The organism is Lewinella sp. JB7 (genome assembly GCF_024297185.1).
Taxonomy (GTDB): Bacteria; Bacteroidota; Bacteroidia; order Chitinophagales; family Saprospiraceae; genus Neolewinella.
The window spans coordinates 230,570-249,871 of sequence record NZ_JANCTD010000002.1; the positions used below are offsets into that span (position 1 = coordinate 230,570).

Below are 19,302 nucleotides of genomic sequence, written 5' to 3' on the forward strand. Positions count from 1 at the left end.
TCCTCCTATGAGTACGACTCCCCTTGATGGTAAGGCCATCGTATACGCCCAGGGTGCCTTCAATACCCCCAACGGAAAAACTGCCCACGGTCTGGCGCGCTTCACCCGCCGCTACACCGTGCTTGGCATCATCGACGACCGCTACCGCGGTCAGGACAGCGGTCAGGTGCTAGACGGCCGCCCCAACGGTATTCCGATCTTCGGTAACCTGCCCGAGGCGCTGGACCAGTTGTCCGAACGGCCGGAATATTTCGTGATCGGCCTGGCACCGGACGGTGGTCGACTGCCCGCGGCTGGGCGGGAAGCGGTGGGTGAGGCTATTGCCGCCGGCCTCCACATTGACAGCGGTTTGCACGACTTCATCTCCAACGATGCTACGCTAGCGGCCGCGGCCCGGGAACGGGGAGTCCGGATACGCGACGTGCGTAAAACGCCCGACCGCGATCAACTTCACTTTTTCACCGGAGATATTGAGGAAGTCGACTGCCTTAAACTCGCGGTGCTCGGCACGGATAGTGCCATCGGTAAGCGGACCACGGCCTGGCTGATCGTACACGGCCTGGAAGCCGCCGGCTACCGAGCCCAGATGATCGGCACCGGCCAGACCGGCTGGATGCAGGGGGCGAAGTATAGCATGATCATGGACAGCTGCATCAACGACTTCGTGTCGGGAGAAATCGAGCACGCCGTAGTCAGTGCCTACCGCCACGAGCGGCCCGACGCGATTGTGATCGAGGGTCAGGGATCGTTGATGAACCCGGCGTACCCCGGCGGATTCGAAATCCTGGCAGCGGGTCGACCCGACTTCGTGATCCTGCAGCACGCACCCACCCGGAAGGAGTACGACGGATTTCCGGGTTACGCCCTGCATCCCCTGCCGGAGCAGATCCGGGCCATCAAAGTGGTGTCGGGGCGTGACGTTATCGCCGTCACCCTGAACCACGAAGGCATTCCGCCGGACAAGATCGACGAGGCCTGTCGGGCGGTAAGCGAGGAAACCGGTCTGCCGTGCTTCGATGTGCTCGCTAACGGAAGTGAGGAACTCGTGCGGTTGATCGCCGGCAAGCTACCTTCGCCGCATGCGCATCACCCACGTTGAGTACCAACGGTACGAGCTAGAGCTTACCGAACCCTACACCATTGCTTACCAAACGATTGGTTCGGCGACGAATTTCGTTCTGCGACTGGTCACGGATGGCGGACTGACCGGTTGCGGTTGTGCCGCTCCCGACCTGGTGGTTACGGATGAGCTGGCGGTGGACGTGGAGCGCGCCATCACCGAGGTCATCACGCCCGCCCTCCTGGGGCAGAATCCTTTTCACTTCGCCCGCCTGCTGGAGGAGTTGCGGCTGGTCCTGAAGAGCTCGGCCCTGGCCATGGTTGACGCCGCCCTGTACGATCTCGTGGCCAAGCGCGCGGGCGTGCCCCTGTACGAATTCCTGGGAGGATACCGTTCCGAGATCGCCACCAGCATCACCATTGGTATACTTTCCGAGGCTGACACCATGGCTAAAGCCCGCGAGTACGTCGACCGGGGGTTCGGCATCATCAAGGTGAAGGGTGGACTGGATTACCGGGAGGATATTTCGCGGCTTAAAATGATTCGTAAGGCCTATCCAAAGGTCAAGCTTCGCTTCGACGGCAACCAGGGCTATTCCCTGGAGCAAGCCCTCAGTTTCATCAGCGCGGCGCAACCGATCGGGATCGAAATCCTGGAGCAACCGACCAGTATAAACGAGGAGGCCGTCATGGGAACCCTCACCCGCGACTCTCCCATCGCCGTGATGGCCGACGAAAGCCTGAAAACCCTGGCCGATGCTTTCCGCCTGAGCCAACACGAGCTGACGGACATGATCAACATCAAATTGCAGAAGGTCGGCGGAATCTGGCCGGCCCTGCACATCAACTCGGTAGCGAAGTCGGCGGCAAACGACGTAATGGTGGGTTGTCTGGATGAGTGCGGGATGGGCATTGCTACGGGACTGCACTTCGCCCTGAGCCGGCCTAATATCGCGTTTGCCGATTTGGACGGTCACCTGGATTTTCGCCACGATCCCTTCGGCCACCTGTTCACCTTAGAGAAAGGGGTGCTTCGTCCCAACGGAAAACCGGGGCTGGGGTGTTGATCACCGTAGGTGAGACCGATCGGCCACGGTACCCGGCGGCCGCTCGAAGATGGATGCACTAAAGGCCCTATCACTGAACGCCACGCGTTCGAAGTAAATGGGCGCACCCGGAGTATCCGCCGTAGGTTCTTCACCTTCCTTGGTGAACAGTGTGATTGCAGCCGGTACCAGCATGCCATTAACCGTCTGCCAGTCGTCGAAGCGGGCCACCTGGTGCAATTCCAGATCGGCTACTGCGGGGTAGGAAACGGTCCAGGCCCCGTACCGCAGTTGGTGGGTTTGCGGGTCCACGTAAATCCGGTAATCGTTGCCGCCGTCACCCGTGTCATCGGGCACCGTCACGTCGAATTGCTCCAGGGTTTCGGACCTGAACGTGGTAGTGCCGGCGTGTTCGACGGATAGACCTGGGTCCCCGAATACAAAGGGCATGCCAAAGAGGTAGAAGGAAGCGTTGTTGTACATACGCGGTGGGATGCCGGTTACCGCCACCCCGGGGCTGATCCAGGTACTGTCGCCACGCGAAACGATCCGGTAATTTTCGCCCTCGATGTTCTGATTACGGGTGCGGAGATCTACGCGGTGAAAGTCGGCCAGCGTGCGCTCGCCATCACCAGTCGGAAAGTCTCTGAGCAGAAAAGACACCGCGGTGAATGCCCGCCACCGTCCGAGTCCCCCGTGGGCGTCGAGGGTTTCCAGGAACTCAGGGTCTACGTCGGCCATCGCTGGTTCCTGACCGTCGACCCGCGACGTTACGGTTTGGTCCCACAGCGCCCTTCCCTCCGCAATTTCGTCTTCGCAGGCACAGAGTATTAAGCAAGACAGACATAGGTAGATGTATACAAATTTCATGGGGTCGGAAGTATGATCATCATTCCAGTGTATCCCACTTCTCGGGTGGGTTGTTCGGAATCATTTCTCACCAAGGGTTGGAAACGGAATGACCGGCTCACGATACGTCTGGGAATCGTTCCCTCACCTCGAAGCTAAGGGGTTCTTTCGTTGCGGGGTGTACGAAGGCGATGGCCTCGGCGTGCAGGTGGAGTCGGTCGCCGGACTGACCGTAGAGATCGTCGCCTTCGATCGGGCAGTTGAGACCGGCGGGGTGGGCGGCGTGCACCCGCAACTGGTGGGTTCTGCCGGTCACCGGCCAGAGGTGTACTAACGTTCTTCCGGGGGACCGCTCGATGACTTGCCAGGTACTGCGCGCCGGCTTTCCGTATTCACCGCAGACGATCTGACGCGGTCGGTCCGTCAGGTCACCGCGCAGGGGAAGATCAATCGTTCCGCTGTCGCCGGCCACTTCTCCGCGGAGCCGGGCAACGTAACGTTTGCGGACCGAGCGGCGGAAGAACTGCCGTTGCAGGAGCTTATGCGCCTCCTTGGTCTTCGTGACGAGCATCAGGCCGCTCGTGGACATATCCAGCCGGTGAACGATGAGTGGCCCCGTAGCTTCGGGATAAAGCTTGCGGATGCGGGAGTAGACGGAGTCTTCGATGTGTTTGCCGGGGACGGACAGAAATTCGGCCGGCTTGTTTACGACGAGCAGCATATCATCCTCGTACAGGATTTCTAAGGACTTACCGATGGCCGGGTTCTCCAACATGGGGTTGGGGTCCACGTCCAACCCGTTCAACATGTGGCCGAGGATGGGTTCGCACTTCCCACGGCAGGCAGGGTAAAAGTGGCCGTGCTTCCGAATCTCCGAATCGGGAGACTGTCCCCACCAGAACTCGGCCATCGTTACCGGCTCCAGTGCGTGGAGGTAAGCGTACTGCAGTAGCTTCGGGGCGGCGCACTCACCCGCGCCGGCGGGCGGGACGCCGAAGACGGTCGGCGCGAATATGGCGTTGAGATCCCGCTCTTCACACCGGGCATTCAGGAAGCTGTACCGCGCAAAAATTCGTTGTTGTAGATCGGCCGACATCTCCGCACGCCGGGCAACCAGCGCTTCGAGGCGGGTGGTGTACTCCTCCAGCTTTTCCTTTTTGATTTTAACCTGGTGTTCCAGTGCCCGCTTCAGATCCTTCAGTCCGTAACTGAGGCGTATGCTTTCCGCGGACAGTTCCCGCTCAAGCGCGCTACGTTCAGCTTCCGGATGACCGGCCACCGACGCCCGTCGCTCGCGGCGCGCGTGCTTGGCGTTCTTCAGGCGTTGTCGCTCGTCGCGGAGCGACGACTCGGCGTGCGATACCGCCTGCTCGTAAGCGAGGCGGGCGTCACGAAAATCCGGACATGCGCGCAAGCGATCGATGTCCTGGGTCACTTCGTTAATTTCGGATTCTCCTAGCTTGTAGAAACCGTCCTCGATCAGGAGGTCGAACACCGGCGGAACGAAACCGGGTAAGTGATTTGAGTCGGCCAACTTCCCGGAGTAGGCGGCTAGGTAAGCGAGTGTGCCGTCCGGCCGCCGCACGATGAGCACCCCGAACATTTTTCCGCCGCCGCCCGTCTGATCGGCCTGGACTCCAAAGGGATGCTCCCACGAGCGGTTCGGGTCGGCCAGGTGCAACTGAAGGTCTTCGACCGCCGCGAGCGCCAGGGGGTGGGGGCGGTAGTGGAACGGGAAGGTGAAGCGGGGTGGGGGTGGGGGCATCCCCTCCGGCAGCGACTGGAGGATACGGGCGGGGTCAAACATCAGCGCGCAAAGATACTACGGTGATGGAAGCTCCGGCACATACCGTCCGTAGACGTTTAAATTCGATTATATGCATCTAATTGACGAGTGTATAGCCAGCCAACCCGGTTCTTGGTGGCCGTTCTACCGTACTATCCGCTAAATTTATCCCGCATGGCTTCCACTCCCGAACTTGACCTCGCTTTCGACTACGTCCAATCTACCGGTCGTCACCTTTTCCTCACCGGTAAGGCCGGTACCGGGAAAACGACATTTCTCCACCGAGTGCGCCGGGACGTTACCAAGCGTATGGTCGTGGTAGCTCCTACCGGCGTTGCCGCCATCAATGCCCGGGGTGTAACCATTCACAGCCAGTTCCAGTTGCCCTTCGGCGTACTTACTCCGCAGCGCATCGAAAGTGAACTCCGGCAGAAACGGTTCTCCCGCGAGAAGCTGCGGGTGCTCAAGGCACTTGATCTGCTGATCATCGATGAGATCAGTATGGTCCGCGGGGACGTTCTCGACGCCATCGATGCGGTGCTGCGCAAAGTCCGCCGGTCTACCGATCCCTTTGGTGGAGTGCAACTGCTTATGATCGGGGATCTGCATCAGTTGCCACCCGTGGTGCGCGACCACGAGGAGCGCGACATGCGGGAACACTGGGATACCCCCTACTTCTTCGCCAGCCGCGCGCTTCAAACCGCCGGCTACCGCACCATTCAACTCAGTCACATATTTCGGCAGCGCGATGAAGCGTTCATTACCCTGCTTAACCGGGTGCGGAACGATGATCTGACACCCGCCGTACTGGCGGAGCTCAACCAACGCTACCACCCGGATTTCCAACCCGATAATGACTCCGGTTTTATCACCCTGACGTCCCACAACGCCGCCGCCCGCCGCATCAACATCGATCAGTTAGGAAAACTCCCGGCAACGTCAAGGGCGTACCGTGCGGAGATCAGCGGGACCTTTCCGGAATCCATGTACCCCAACGCGGTCGACCAGGAATTCAAGGTAGGCGCACAGGTGATGTTCAATAAGAACGACGGTCCCGCTCAGGCCTACTACAACGGAAAGATCGGACGGATCGTCGCCATCGAAGGGGACAGTATATCCGTCCGTTGCGGGGAGGAGCCGATTATCGAGGTACTGCCGGTCGACTGGGAAAACCGCAAGTATACCGTCGATCCGGTGAGCCGGGAGATCACGGAAGAGGTGATAGGGACCTACACCCAGCACCCCCTGAGACTAGCCTGGGCCATCACCATTCATAAGAGTCAGGGACTTACGTTCGACCGGGTGGTCATCGACGCCGCCGATGCTTTTGCCCACGGGCAGGTGTACGTCGCGCTCAGTCGATGCAAAACTTTCACCGGCATTACGCTGCGCACCCGCATCGCCGACCGTAGCGTCAAGACCGACGTGACCGTTCAATCTTTCTCCGACCGGGCCGAAAGAAACAAGGTCTCCCATACGGAACTGATGGCGGACCGTGCCGCTTACGAGTTGTCCTGCCTGGCCGAAATCTTCTCCTTCGAACGGGCGCGAACGTCTACCATGCAATTGATTCGCCAACTGTTCGAGCACGAGGAAACTCTGCCGGGAGACGGGCTCGCGGTGGCCCGGACCGTCGGGGAGCGACTCGACAGCGAGTGCCTGAGTGTGGGCCGCACGTTTACCGCTCGGCTGAATAAACGTGCGCGGCAGGGGGAGTTGCTGAGCGAGGATGCGGCGATCCACCAGCGTCTGCGGGATGCCGCCCGGTATTTCTTACCGCGGCTCCGGGAGCTGGAGACTCATTTAGCAGCCATTACCATTAGCACCGACAACCAGCGGGTTGCTAAGGCACTGAAGGAAGGCTTACAGGCCGTCAGCCTGGAGATCTACACCAAAATATCGATGTTCCGCCTGCTCGAACGCGGGTTCTCTACTACCGACTTCGTGCGGATACGGTCCGATGCGGAAGCGGAATTTCAGTCCCGGCGCAAGTCATCATCTCGTGTCGCCCTACCACCCGGAGTGGAACACGCGGCACTCTACCGATCATTAGTCGAATGGCGGGCCCGTACCGCCAAGGAGCGGGGGCGGGCCGCGTATGCCGTAGCCCCCACGAAGGTCCTGGTGGGCATTGCCACCCGCCTTCCCACTCAGAAGGCGTCCCTACTGGCCGTACCAGGCTTCGGCAAATCGCGCTTCGCCGAATTCGGGGCCGCCATTCTGGATATGGTGACCAAATTCGCTGAGACTCGGCAACTGGCGACCGATCGCAACGACACCGCTGGTGTACTGCCCCTATCCGGTTTCGACGATCTGACGGGAGGTAAACGGAACAGCGACCAGGTGAGCCTGGCCTTGTTCCAGGAGGGAATGCAACCGGAAGAGATTGCCCGCGCGCGACAGCTGCGGGAAGCCACCGTCATTAATCATCTTGCTGGATACATCATGAGCGGGGAGGTAGCGGCAGAACGAATCATTAGTCCGGAAGCTCTGGAAACGATTACTCCCTACTTTCAGAACCACGAGCCGGAGGGATTAAAGGAAGCCTACCTCCACTTCGGGGAAGTCTTCGACTACTCCCAATTGCGCGTCGCCGAAAGGGAGTGGCATCGCCGCAAGCATTCAGCGACGTTGAACGAAGAAAACCGAGAGGAGTAACGCGACCCCGACAACGGCGCCTATCCACCACCACCGAGACGACCCGCCACCCACCGGACGGACGGGTTCGGTAATCTCCAGCACACGATCCGCGGCTTGGTCGGTCAGCAGTTGCTCGTGACCACCCGGCCAGGTGACGAGCACCGAATCCGCCCGTTCCGCATCACCGAGACCGAAATGCAGCCGGGGAGTGCTCTGGGACAGGTGGCTCGATCCTCCTCCATCGACCTCCCGGATCATTTTCCGACCCCGGGAGAAGACCGTCACCCGCGCGCCCAGTCCGTTGAGGTCACTGCTCGTCCCCCGCAGTACTACCTGCAGCCAGTGACCCTTATCCCCGTCGTTGCGGAATAAGCGGGTGGTGGAAGCGACGGGGTATCCTTCGAGCACGGCGTTTTGGCACACGACGAGCAAATCGAGATCGCCGTCGTTCTCCAGATCGAAGGTCACCGAACCGCGGCCAATACCGTAATCCCCGAGACCGACTTCCCGACCGCGCTCGGTGAAGGATCGGCCGTCATTATCGAAGTAGAAATTGGCCATCGGAACGCAGTTGGGATTCAGGTCCCCGTTAGCTACGAAAAGATCCAGGTCCCCGTCTTGATCGAAGTCGGCAAAGTTCGCGCCCCAGCTGATGGACACGTAGTTCATGCCGAGTTCCTTCATCCGATTGTCGTAGGCCAGGCCCTCTCCCTGAGCGACCATAAAGCGGTTGAACTTAATGTTGGTCACGAAGTAGTCCAGCAGTCCGTCCGCATTGTAATCGCCCACGGCCGCGGACATCGCGTTGATGCGCAGGTCCATGTCCCGTTCTTCACTGACGTCCGTAAAGGATGCATCCGGAAAGTCGTTCCGCATTAGAAAGTTGGGAGTGGCCTTATAACCGAAGTCGTGATTGACGAAGAGGTCCTGATCGCCGTCGTTATCGAAATCGGTAAATACGCCCCCGAATCCGAATCCGCGGAAGGTCAGACCGTAGGCCTCCGCTACGTTGGTGAAGCGCGACCCTTCTTCATTGCGTAATAAGTAGGGATGGGCCGTCCGGTTGGCGTTGACGATGGTGGCGTCATTAATTTCGCTCAGGTGACCGTCGTACTCCTGAAAGTAATTTCCGACGAAAAGGTCCGGCCATCCGTCCTGGTTGAAATCGCCAAAACTTCCACCGGTGCTGAAGGAGTACAGGGGCGTTAGTCCATATGCGTCCGTCGCGTCGCGGAAGGTGTGATCCGCCTGGCCCAGGAACAGCAGATTCCGGGCCCGGGGGATGATCTGCAGACTGTCCCGGCTGGTAATGGTGGTGATGAACAGATCGCGGTAGCCGTCCCGGTTCACGTCGGCCGCGACGACGCCCTGGGTCACGAACCGGCGGGTGAGCTCGAGTCCGGACCCTTCCAGTACATCGGTCAGGGTACCGTCGCCGTTGTTCCTCAACAACTGGTCGTCGTTCAGCCCACCGGTCACGTATACGTCCTCGAATCCATCCTGATCGAAATCGATCACGCAGGCCCCACCACCGAAGAGCCCCTCGAAAACCTGGAACTGATGGTGTACGCCCGCGGTGTCCGTCACATCGGTAAATCGCATTTGCCCGGTGCTGGGAACCCACCATAACACCATGGCCAGAATCATCAGCCGCCTCAACCCTTTGTCCACTGCAGCGCATTTACGTTCCGTCCGATCTCGGTTCCCCGTTCTAGTCCGGCGTCGTTATCCTGGGGCGTATGGATACCACCGTATAGCCGGCTGTCGGCGGTTTCGGTGGCGATGTCGCTGAGCCGGGAAAACTTCCGAATGACGAAATCGACCTCCCGCACCTCGTCGCGCCGCCGGCCCTCGTGGGCACGATCGACGATGACGTGCTCGTCGCCGTGCAGGTCAGCCAGTACGGTGGCCGCCGCGGCGGCCTGAATGGCGTGGCCGGAGGGGAAGGCCGGAAACGGCGGATCGGGCCAGAAAGACTCCCACTCCGGATCGATGAACTGCGGGATGAAAGTATTGGGCCGCTCGGTGAAGAAGGAAAACTTCCACTTCCAACAGTTGATGAAGGCATCGGCTACCGCCATCCCCGTCCGGGCGTAGGTTTCCGCGCAGTCGATGAGGGGCAGGTGCTTCTGCTCGAGCAGGAGGGTCGCCAGATAGTACGAATGTCCGGGGGGAGTGAAGGTTTCGTCCGGGTCATCCCCCCACCACAGGGCGGCTTCCTTCTGGGCCTGGGTGAGTTGCCGGTCCGTACGGTACACTTCCATGAACTGTTCGTGATACGGCGAGCCCGGCACGGTGTCGTAGGGGATGCACGTCGGCGGTTCCATCCGGTAGTTGGCCGGCAGGAACGGGCGGTTCGTTCCCCACTCCGGGTGGAGCGGATGATGACTGAACGACTGGGCGTACAGCGGGGGCTTCCACCCACCCGGACGGTCCGGATGCACCATCTCCTTGTTAAAGTTACGCAGGTAGGCCCGGTGGCCACCGTCGCTCTTCGACCACTCAAAGATCATCGATGCCACCTGCCGTCCGTAGGCAATGGAACGTTCGGCGGTACCGTCATCGACCGTCGCCCGCACGTATCCCTCGATCTCGGCTTCCAGACTATCGATACTGGCCTTATTGGCATCGGAGGTATGGTTGTACAAGGACCGCAGTATGGCGGCCTGGCCGGCGTTCAGGGCAAGTGGCCAGGCGTAGTCGGCTCCCGCTTCGGGTCCGGGAAGATGGCTAAGTCCGCTCAGCTGCCCCGCCAGAGACCGGCGATCCGGGTATCCGTTCACGATGGATTCGTACATCGTTACCCCGAGGTAGCCAAAGCAGCGGGAGGCATACGTCGGCGAATTTCCGGGGGTTCCCTTGGTTACGCGTAGGCTCATCTTCGCCCACGCCGTGGCCATATCGGTTTCCGTGTAAGATGTCTCTTTACCGCACGTCAGCACCAGCATCCCCAGTAACAGCAGGGCGGCGGCGCGCGGGAGCAACGAACTGACCTTAGTACTTACGCTATTTCTCTGCATGCACGCTTCTCTTATATCCAACTACGGCTTCCCCGGTGATCCCAAAAAGCAGCCAGTCATCAACGACCGCTACGCTGCGTACCCCTCCCCGCAACGAGAACCCGGACCTTGTCTGCGGCACGTACGTAAAGCGACCGTCGCCCTGGCCAAGCAGTAAGGTCCCGGCATTCGCGTCGGCGGGACCGGAACGGAGCCTTGCCCGCAATTCGTTCCCGCACAGCAATAGATCAGGCACGTCGTTGCGGTCCGCATCCACAACGGTAATGGTGTGCACCGGAGCGAACTGGGCTTCCCGGGGCAGGGGGGACGTACGAAAGATACCATCCGGCTGCTGCACAAACAAGGTGGTGGCGAGGGTTTCGGCCCGTAACCAGGGCAGGTCGTCTCCCAGGTGCGGAGCGAGGGCATCCCGGTCGGCGTCCGCGTAGCTCGCGTAGGACGTGTAGGTGCTCCGCAGACCGGATAGCTGACCGAGAAGCTCGTCCCGGGTAGCATCGGGATGATTGCGGCCTTCGGTATAGTGGAAAAGAAGGGGGTCTACGCTTCCGTCCCGGTTTACGTCCGCCGCGAGTACTGAGGCGGGCGTTCCCGGGGTGACGCCGTACAGATTGTTATCTCCTTCATTGCCGACGATCATATCCGGCCGACCGTCGCCCGTCACGTCCGCTATCCGGAGCACATTCCACCAGCCGGTAGTGGGGCCGGTAAAATATCGCTCGGTGCGATCCACAAGTTCTGCTCCCTCCCGGGCGAATACCCGGACCGGCATCCATTCACCTACCACGATCAGTTCTTCCGTGCCGTCCCCCCCGAGGTCGTACCAGGCAGCATCGGTGACCATTCCCAGGTCGGACATTTCCTCTGCGACGCTGAAGGTGCCCCGGGCATCGGCGCGGAGCATATAGGAGACGGGAGAGCGGGGATACGCGCCGGGGACCAGTCGACCGCCCACGAAAATTTCCGTACTTCCGTTTGCTTCGTGAATGGCTACGGCACCGGTACTGACCCGCAGGTCCGGTAAGCGATCCGGAGCGAGCGTGAAGTTGCCATTACCGTCGTTCAGGTAGATGCCGTCCGTCAGGGCGGGGCTATCGGCAACGAGGTCGTGGTACCCCCCGGCGGCGACGTACAGGTCCGGTCGACCATCGCCGTTGAAGTCGTGGACACCCAGTGCGGTAACGGCCCGTTCACTGCCCGCGAAGGTTCCGGTCCGCGTAAATCCTCCCCCGGAGTCTTGCAGAAAGACCGCGCTGGCCTGCCCGTTTCCTCCGCCCATGATGACGTCCAATCTACCGTCGCCGTTGAAATAACCGGTGGCCATCACGGGGCCAGTGGCCGATAGGCTCCGGGGAAGCAGCGCTTGTCGGTCGAAGTCGCGGAAGACCGGCTCCCGGTCCGTCCACGCCAGGGGAGGGTCTGCGGAGGCGTACAGGGTGTTCTCCCGCGAACGGTTGGGGGGAGTGGTGGGTGCCGCATCCGACTCCGGTTGACGAAGGGTCAGTAGGGTATCGACCGCCAGATCCTCGAAGGTTTGTACCGGACCGTTTGGCCATTTCACGGTAAGACGTTGGACCCGCGTACCCGCCCCCAAGCCGAAATGCAGAGTCGTCGGCCCGGAAGAGAGGTAACCCCGGTTGGGAAAGAGCTCCTGAGTCTGAGCCAGGGAGTCCGTGACCAGGCGTACGTGAGCGCCAATGGCGTATGGGTTGAGCGCCGAACCTCGGAGCTTAAGTTGCAGGTAGTGACTGCTGTCGCCCGCGTCGGTGTCGTTGCGGTACAGAAAGACGGGCTGGTTAATATTGTTGACGACCAGGTCCAGATCACCATCATTGTCCAGGTCCACGGTGACTGCCCCGGTGCTGTTCGACGGACGCTCCAATCCCCAATCCCGGGTGACCTCCCCGAAAGTCCCCGAGCCGGTGTTCCGGAAAACGTGGTTGCTGACTTCCGAAGCCGGCATTTCCTTGAGCAACTCCAGTACGTCGCTCCGCTGCATACGACCCTTCTTGGCCACGAAATCGTCCATGTACTTGATAAAATCCTGGTTGGTGTAGTCGCGCACGTAGCCGTTGGTGACGTGGAGGTCCTTCCAGCCATCGTTGTCCAGATCGGTGAGGAGCGCCGACCAGCTCCAGTCGGTGGTGGCTACCCCGGCCAGCTGCCCGATCTCCGCGAAGCTGCCGTCTCCCCGGTTGAGCTGGAGCATGTTCCGCATATTCTGGTGGTGGAATCCACTGGCGAGGTTGAGATCGTGACGCGAGCGGTTGTCGTCGGACATGAGCAACTTGCGTCGCCGGTTACCCGCGGGAAGCATATCGAGGGTGAAAATATCGGGCAGTCCGTCGTTATTGACGTCCGCCACGTCGCTGCCCATCGAAAAGTGACTGGTGTGCCCCAGTTGTTCCCCGAGGCGATCGGTGAAGGTGCCGTCGCCGTTGTTCAGGTAGAGGTAGTCGGGCACTTCGTAATCGTTGGAAACGTAGAAGTCGGTGAGTCCGTCGCCGTTCACGTCGCTGAGGGCGAGACCGAGGCCGTAGCTCAGCGCGGATCCGTTGATGCCGGCGGCCTCCGTGACATCGTGAAATTTCCCACCATCGTTTCGGTACAGGCGCAAACCCCGTAACGGATCGGGTTCGGCCAACAGTTGCCGGGTTTTCTCCACGTTCAGGATCGGCAACGATTTCGGGTTGTGGTTCAGCAGGAGGGCGTCGAGATCACCGTCCGCGTCGTAGTCGAAGAAGTAGGCCTGGTTGGTAAATGCGGGAAGATCGAGCCCGTACTCCGCCGCCGCCTCGCGGAAGTGGGGGCTACCGTCCGTAGTCAGGCCCTGGTGGATTAAGAGTTGGTTGCGTCGCTTATCCTCCGGGAGCATACCGGAGTAGGACAGGTAGATGTCGGGTAGGCCGTCCGCATTCACGTCCGCAATCGCGACTCCCGTCTTCCAGGGGCCCGGTCGACCGCCCGCCCCGGTCATCTCCGTTACGTCCCGAAACCGAAGGTTGCCCTCGTTCAGGTAGAGTCGGTTGTCTCCCATATTGGAGGTGAAGTAGAGGTCCGGCAGATCGTCCCCGTTAAAGTCTGCCGTCGCCACGCCCCCCCCGTTGTAGAAGTATTCGTACACCAGGATGTTGGTGTTAGGGCCTTCGGTGAGCTGGTTGACGAACTCCAGGCCCGTATCGGCGGAAGAGAGCAACGCGAAGCGCGGGGCAGGGCCGTACTCTTCCGTCTCCTCTTCTGACCGGCAGCCGAGATGCAGCAAGAGGATCAGGGCGAGCAAAAGTGGTAAAGAAGGCGAAAAGCGCATAAAGCAAATGTAATCAACCGCAAAAGGGGGGAAAAAGAAAATCCGTTCCCGGTCGGACCGGGAACGGATTTTCGTTGGGCTGGACGCAGGTTAGAATCCCGGGTTCTGTACCAGAAGGGGGTTGCGACTGACCTCGTCGCGCGTGATGGCGCGGAAGTACATTTTATCGTCCCACCGCCGGTTTTCGTTCTCGGTGTTCTCCGCCACTTCGTAGGTGTACTCGTACACCGTGGGGTCGTACTTATAGGGAACATGCGGTTGCTTGCCCGGACGAAGGTCGGCCCGGATATTGATCACCTGGACCACGTCTCCCTGCGTTTCCGCGGCGATCAGCCAGCGCCGGGCGTCGTGGTAGCGATGCTCCTCGTAGGCCATTTCGATGCGTCGTTCGTTGCGGTAGCGCTCCATCAGCTCACTGCCGGATTCGGTGATGGCGGGCATGCCCACGCGGTAGCGAATCTGGTTCAGCCAGTTGCGGGCCTCTTCCTCCTCACCCAGTTCCAGGCTGGCCTCCACGTAGTTCAGTACGACTTCCGTGTAGCGGATAAAGGGCCAGGGCACGACCTGGGCGTTGGACTGGTTGTCCTTCAGCGCCGGGTCCGGATCGATGAACTTACGGACGTAGTAGTGGGTACGGCTTCCGTTCCAGTTTTCTACCGGGGATTCCCGCGTATCGACGCCGTTAATGGTGCCGCCGTTACCGTCGTCGTAGTAACCGGTCTGAATTTCGTTGTAGGGCTCGATGCCTACCACGTCCGCGGGCCGGGGCTTCCAGCCGGCACCGTCGTACATCACCGTGGCGTAGAAGCGCGGGTCGCGGTTCTCGAAGGGCGCGGAGGCCATGTCCTCGTCGTTCCAGTCGAAGCTCGAGCCGTCCATCATTTCGTAATCGTCGACCAACTGCTGGATGGGCGTGTTACCGGCCCAGTTGTGGTAACCGTTGGGGCCGTTGTTGATGCCGAAGTGAATGGGGCCGAGGGGCCAGTTGCTTTCCTGGGTGTAGAGGGGCGTCGCGGTACGCTGCAGAATGAGCTCGACCGCGGCGGCGGCGTCGCCTACGGAGCTTCCGCCACCCATGGACAGGGAAACGTAGTTCTGCATCCCCTGTTCGGCGGGTACCGGTTCGGCAAGGCCCATCTTGTAGCCCGTGCCCTCATCCAGGGCGGCCTTGGCGGCATTGCGGGCGGCGGTCCAGCGCGCCGTGCGGTCACCTCCGGTGTAGGCCAGCAGGTTAATGTCGCTGTAGCCGGCGATGGTAGCGGACTTCGCGGAGAAGGACGCGGCATCGTGCATGTCGCTGGCGGCGTAGAGCAGTATGCGGGACTTGAGGGCCAGAGCGGCCAGGCGGGAGGTACGGCCCGGGGTTTCGGGCTTTCCTTCCAGCATGGTGGCTGCCTTATCCAGGTCCTCAACGATGAAGTTCACCGTTTCTTCCCAGCTTGAGCGGGCGATGGTGTAATCCTCGTCGAGGCCGTAGGGGGTTTTGATCAGCGGAACGCCGCCGTAAAAGCGCGCCAGCTGGTGGTAGTAGTACGCCCGCAGGAAGTGGGCTTCCCCCATCAGTCGCTCGCGCAGCTCGTCGTCCTCGAAGGTGCTATTCGGCAATTCCTGCAGCGCGATATTGGCCTGGCGAATGGCCAGGTACATCACGTCCCACCGGTAGGTCGGGCTCATCCAGCCGGTGTTGGCCGGGGACTCGGTGCCTTCGGTGAAGGTATTGATGTTCCGTCCGGCGTGAGTGAACATGGCTTCGTCGGTGATGGAGGCCAGCATCTGCTCCTCGAAGCCGCCGTAGCCCAGGAAGGAGTAGACGTTGTAGATGAAGGCTTCGGACAGCGGTCCGTCGGCCCAGGTGGCTTCGCTGGAGATGCTATCGAGCGGTTCGGTGTTGAGGAAGTCGGTATCGCACGCTGAGATCAGCAGGACGGCAAGGATCCCAACCGTCGACAACAGCCGGTAACCGGCGTTTTTTATGGTATTCATGATCGGTTGTGGTTGCATGATTAAAGGGTAATATTGAAGCCTACGTTGATCACGCGGGTCTGGGGGTAGTAGACGCCCGAGCTGTTGGTGGCTTCGGGGTCAAAGAAGTCGAGGCTGTCGAAGGTGATCAGGTTGTAGCCGTTTACGTAAGCGCGCACGCCGCGGAGAGGCAGTCGGTCGACCAGGTTTCCGGGCAGGGTGTAGCCGAGTTCGGCGTTCTTCAGGCGGACGTAGTTCTTGCTGAACAACCAGTAGGTGTTGTTGCCGTAGTTGCCGCCCGTGTAGTAAGTGTCGCCGCGGCTGGCCAAACGGGGATCGGTACTGCTGGGGTTATCGATGCTCCAGCGGTTGTCGTAGTGGTACTTGAGGTAGTTGCCGATGTCACCGGATTCCGTCTGCACGCGCAGGGAAGATCCGGTAGCGCCCTGGAAGAGTACGGAGAGGTCAAAGCCCCGGTAGCTGGCCGACAGGTTGGCCCCGAAGTTGAAGGTCGGGGTTCCGTTGTCCTCGATCCGTACCCGGTCGTCGCCGTCGATGACGCCGTCGCCGTTGATGTCCTTGAACTTCATGTCACCGGGGAGTAGTTGCCCCGTTACGGCACTGTAGTCGAGCTCGGTGTTGTCGATCTCCTGCTGGTTGAGGAATACCCCATCCGATTCGTAGACGAGGTAGGCGCCGATGGGCTTTCCTTCCTGCAGCTGGTACTCCGGAGCGCCGGGGATCTCATCCATGAAGATCACTTTGTTCTTGGCGTAGCCTCCGTTGATGCCGAAGCGGTACTTGAAGGCGTTACCGGCGTTGCTGTTGTAGCCGAGATTGAATTCGAAGCCCTTGTTCTCTACTTCACCGGCGTTGACCGGGGGCAGCAGGCTGTTGATGCCGGAAGAGGACGGGGTGGAGCCCGTCTTCTGGATCAGGATCTGGGTCCGCACGTTCTTGAAGTACTCCAGGGTCATGTCGACCCGGTTTCCGAAGAGGACGGCGTCCACTCCGAAGTTCAGGTTATTGGCTCGTTCCCAGGTGAAGCTGGGGTTGGCCAGCAGTTGCTCCCGCAGCGTGGTTACGACCACGCTGTTAATGGGGTAGTTGCCGAAGCCGTAGGTAGAGAGGAAGGCGTACTCCTGGAGCTCGTTATTGAAGAATACCTGGTCGTTACCCATCTGGCCGTAGCTCGCGCGCAGCTTCAGGAAGTCGATGCCGGGTACGTTGAAGAAGTCTTCGTTCGTAAGGTTCCAGCCGGCCAGGATGCCGGGAAAGAAGCCGAAGCGGTCCTGCTCGGGGAAGATGTACGAACCGTCGTAACGGAAGATGAATTCCACGAGGTACTTGTCCTGGAAGTCATACTGGGCACGACCGTAGTATCCCAGGCGGGCGCGGTTGTAGCCGGAGCCGCCCGTGTTCTGGTTCAGCGACCCGCCCGCGAAGAGTTGGTCGACGGCACTGGAGATGTAGTTTCTGCGGTAGGCGAAGTAGTCTTCCCCCTCGAAGGTTTCCCGGGTTACGCCGGCCATCAGTCCGAGGCTGTGCCCTCCCGCAATTTCCGTGTCGTAGTTCAGGCGGGCGGAGAGGTTAGTGTTGAGGGTGGTTTCGTTGCCCTGCTGCAGCCGGGGGTCCGTGAAGTTGGACCGGGTGGCGCCCTCCAGGAGGGGGGTTACGCCGTCCGCTTCGTAGCTGACGCGGTCCCAGTAGTAAAGTTTCCAGGGGGTCTGCCACCGCTTTCTGCTCTCGTTGCTGTGGTCGACGGCGGCGGAGAGGTTCAGGGCCAGTCCTTCCACCCAGGGGTTGGTCAGGTTGATCGAACCGTTGGTCTGAATGTAGTCGGTGGGGTTGTCTTCGTAACCCGTGGCGTTGGTCGTAATGACGTAGGGGTTCTGTCCGTTCTCGATGTCCGGACCGGGCAGACCGTTCGGCCAGACTTCGGGTTCGGTGGGGCGGCCGCGCATGAGCATCCGGAAAATGGAACCGGCACTCTCCGTGGGGTAGCGACGATCCTCGCGGCGTACCATCATACCGAGGCTCGTGGTGATGTAGTCGCTGACGTCCGCGTCGAGGTTGATGCGGAAGTTATACTGCTTGTACTTGGTGGCCGTGTTTTTGTAGAAAGCGTCCTGAGTGGTGTAGCCCAGGGAGGCGAGGTAGCGCAGGTTCTCCGTTCCTCCGTTGACCTGGAGGTTATGTCGTCCCTGCGGCGCCCAGTTCTGGAAGGCATCGCCGAACCAGTCGGTATCGGGGTAGCCCCAGGGGTCGCTGCCTTCACCGTGCAGTCGTACGGCTTCGGGACTGTAGTTGGCGTTCAGCGTGCCGACGCCGTCGGTGGGGGAATCGTAGGTGCCCGTGGTCTGGATCGCTTCCCAGGCGGCGCCCCATTCGTCGACGGGGATGCTCTGGTAGATCGGCAATTCATTCATGATCGTGGCGTACTCCACGGCGTTGGCCATTTGGGGTACGGTGGTCGGCTGTGCCCATCCCTGATTGAAGTCATAGGAGATGGTGGGTTTGCCCGTGGTACCCCGTTTGGTGGTCACCAGAATAGCACCGTTCGCCGCACGCGCTCCGTAGATGGCCGCGGAAGCATCCTTCAGAACCGAAATGGACTCGATGTCCTGGGGATTGAGGCGGGCGAGGCCACCCTCACGGTCGGGAACACCGTCGATTACGATCAGGGGACTGCTGTTGCCGAGGGTGTTCTGCCCACGAATGTTGATGCGGGCGTCATCCGCGCCGGGCTCGCCGCTGGGCTGAATGACCACGACCCCCGGCAGACGGCCGGCGAGCGAGGCCCCCAGGTTTACGGACGGTGACCGTTCGAGGGATCCCCCCTCCAGGGCAACAACGGCTCCCGTAACGGTCGCTTTCTTCTGCTTACCGTAGGCCACCACGACGACCTCGTCCAGAAGTTCTCCGCTGGCCAGTGCGAGGGAAATGTTATCGTTCTCGCCAACCGCAACCTCGCGGGTAGCATAGCCGGTGTATGAAATGACCAGGGTTTCGTCGGCGGCGGCTTCGATGGAGTAGTTGCCGTCAAAGTCCGTAACCGTACCCCGGGTGGTACCCTTCACGAGGATACTGGCGCCGATGAGCGGATCTCCGCTGCCCTCGTCCGTCAGCGTACCGGTAATGGTACGGGTCTGTGCGCTGACCGCTAACGACAGGAGAAGGATCGCGGACGCTAGCGCGCCGCGAATGAAATAGTAGGATTGCTTCATAACCTAGGAGTGTTGAATGATCGAACTTTAAGCGCGGCGAACAGTCGTATCCGGACCGGCGACCGCGCAGCATTTTTCGTTAAGTCTCACTTGGTAGGTGGGGGGCTCGGGGGAGAGCAACAGCAGTGGCACCAAATCCGTGGTCTGCAAATCTTCAGTACAGCAAATTAACAAAAAGAATTTTATAAACTCCCCCACCATTCTCCCGAAATGGGGGGTATCAACTCAGTAAGTGTGCAATATACACTTACTTAAAGCACAATTAGTGCTATCACCGCAAAATTTTTGTTGATCTTCCCACAACTGCTGTTTGTACACAGCAATTCTTATCGCTTGGAGGTTGTAGATATAATTTATTGCTTACCGGCTTCGCGAGTGACAGGATGTCAGTCGACGAGGAAACGGAATC

10 protein-coding genes are annotated in these 19,302 nt (G+C 60.3%); 3 read left to right on the forward strand and 7 right to left on the reverse strand.

Annotation, left to right across the window (positions count from 1 at the left end; genetic code table 11):
- Window positions 1-7: 7 nt before the first annotated feature.
- Together NMA52_RS04555 and NMA52_RS04560 are read left to right on the forward strand one after the other, a co-directional pair.
- A complete protein-coding gene (locus NMA52_RS04555; protein ID WP_254826461.1) occupies window positions 8-1,099 on the forward strand; it encodes a DUF1611 domain-containing protein in 1,092 nt (363 codons plus the stop codon).
- Entirely contained in the window at window positions 1,080-2,126 is a 1,047-nt protein-coding gene (locus NMA52_RS04560; RefSeq protein WP_254826462.1) for a mandelate racemase/muconate lactonizing enzyme family protein, read from the forward strand. The genes NMA52_RS04555 and NMA52_RS04560 overlap by 20 nt, the downstream gene beginning before the upstream one ends.
- Here the strand turns inward: NMA52_RS04560 and NMA52_RS04565 are convergent, their stop codons facing one another.
- The gene (locus NMA52_RS04565; protein WP_254826463.1) at window positions 2,127-2,975 is read right to left on the reverse strand and encodes a hypothetical protein; all 849 of its coding nucleotides are present in this window, start codon (window positions 2,973-2,975) and stop codon (window positions 2,127-2,129) included. It lies immediately after the preceding gene.
- A 97-nt stretch (window positions 2,976-3,072) separates the two neighbouring features.
- On the reverse strand, window positions 3,073-4,761 hold the full coding sequence (locus tag NMA52_RS04570) for an RluA family pseudouridine synthase (protein WP_254826464.1): 1,689 nt from the start codon (window positions 4,759-4,761) through the stop codon (window positions 3,073-3,075).
- A gap of 153 nt (window positions 4,762-4,914) precedes the next feature.
- Between NMA52_RS04570 and NMA52_RS04575 the strand changes: the two genes are divergently transcribed.
- The gene (locus NMA52_RS04575; protein WP_254826465.1) at window positions 4,915-7,398 is read left to right on the forward strand and encodes a helix-turn-helix domain-containing protein; all 2,484 of its coding nucleotides are present in this window, start codon (window positions 4,915-4,917) and stop codon (window positions 7,396-7,398) included.
- Here the strand turns inward: NMA52_RS04575 and NMA52_RS04580 are convergent.
- The 5 genes from NMA52_RS04580 to NMA52_RS04600 all read right to left on the reverse strand — a co-directional run bounded on the left by NMA52_RS04580 (window position 7,363) and on the right by NMA52_RS04600 (window position 18,893).
- Window positions 7,363-8,982 (reverse strand): CRTAC1 family protein, encoded by a 1,620-nt coding sequence (locus NMA52_RS04580; protein WP_254826466.1) that lies wholly within the window; start codon window positions 8,980-8,982, stop codon window positions 7,363-7,365. The two genes, NMA52_RS04575 and NMA52_RS04580, sit on opposite strands and share 36 nt — an antisense overlap.
- Window positions 8,983-9,035: 53 nt before the next feature.
- Entirely contained in the window at window positions 9,036-10,400 is a 1,365-nt protein-coding gene (locus NMA52_RS04585; protein ID WP_254826467.1) for a vanadium-dependent haloperoxidase, read from the reverse strand.
- Window positions 10,387-13,704, reverse strand: coding sequence for a VCBS repeat-containing protein (locus NMA52_RS04590; RefSeq protein ID WP_254826468.1), 3,318 nt, complete (start codon window positions 13,702-13,704; stop codon window positions 10,387-10,389). Before NMA52_RS04590 ends, NMA52_RS04585 begins: the two co-directional genes overlap by 14 nt.
- Window positions 13,705-13,794: 90 nt before the next feature.
- Entirely contained in the window at window positions 13,795-15,687 is a 1,893-nt protein-coding gene (locus tag NMA52_RS04595; protein ID WP_254826469.1) for a RagB/SusD family nutrient uptake outer membrane protein, read from the reverse strand.
- A 20-nt stretch (window positions 15,688-15,707) separates the two neighbouring features.
- Window positions 15,708-18,893: a TonB-dependent receptor gene (locus NMA52_RS04600; protein WP_254826470.1), complete on the reverse strand. Its 3,186-nt coding sequence runs from the start codon at window positions 18,891-18,893 to the stop codon at window positions 15,708-15,710.
- Window positions 18,894-19,302 lie beyond the last annotated feature (409 nt).

Coding starts and splice junctions, on each gene's coding strand:
- NMA52_RS04555 (WP_254826461.1), top strand. CDS start 8: ATGAGTACGACTCCCCTTGATGGTAAGGCCATCGTATACGCCCAGGGT.
- NMA52_RS04560 (WP_254826462.1), top strand. CDS start 1,080: ATGCGCATCACCCACGTTGAGTACCAACGGTACGAGCTAGAGCTTACC.
- NMA52_RS04565 (WP_254826463.1), bottom strand. CDS start 2,975: ATGAAATTTGTATACATCTACCTATGTCTGTCTTGCTTAATACTCTGT.
- NMA52_RS04570 (WP_254826464.1), bottom strand. CDS start 4,761: ATGTTTGACCCCGCCCGTATCCTCCAGTCGCTGCCGGAGGGGATGCCC.
- NMA52_RS04575 (WP_254826465.1), top strand. CDS start 4,915: ATGGCTTCCACTCCCGAACTTGACCTCGCTTTCGACTACGTCCAATCT.
- NMA52_RS04580 (WP_254826466.1), bottom strand. CDS start 8,982: ATGCGATTTACCGATGTGACGGACACCGCGGGCGTACACCATCAGTTC.
- NMA52_RS04585 (WP_254826467.1), bottom strand. CDS start 10,400: ATGCAGAGAAATAGCGTAAGTACTAAGGTCAGTTCGTTGCTCCCGCGC.
- NMA52_RS04590 (WP_254826468.1), bottom strand. CDS start 13,704: ATGCGCTTTTCGCCTTCTTTACCACTTTTGCTCGCCCTGATCCTCTTG.
- NMA52_RS04595 (WP_254826469.1), bottom strand. CDS start 15,687: ATGAATACCATAAAAAACGCCGGTTACCGGCTGTTGTCGACGGTTGGG.
- NMA52_RS04600 (WP_254826470.1), bottom strand. CDS start 18,893: ATGAAGCAATCCTACTATTTCATTCGCGGCGCGCTAGCGTCCGCGATC.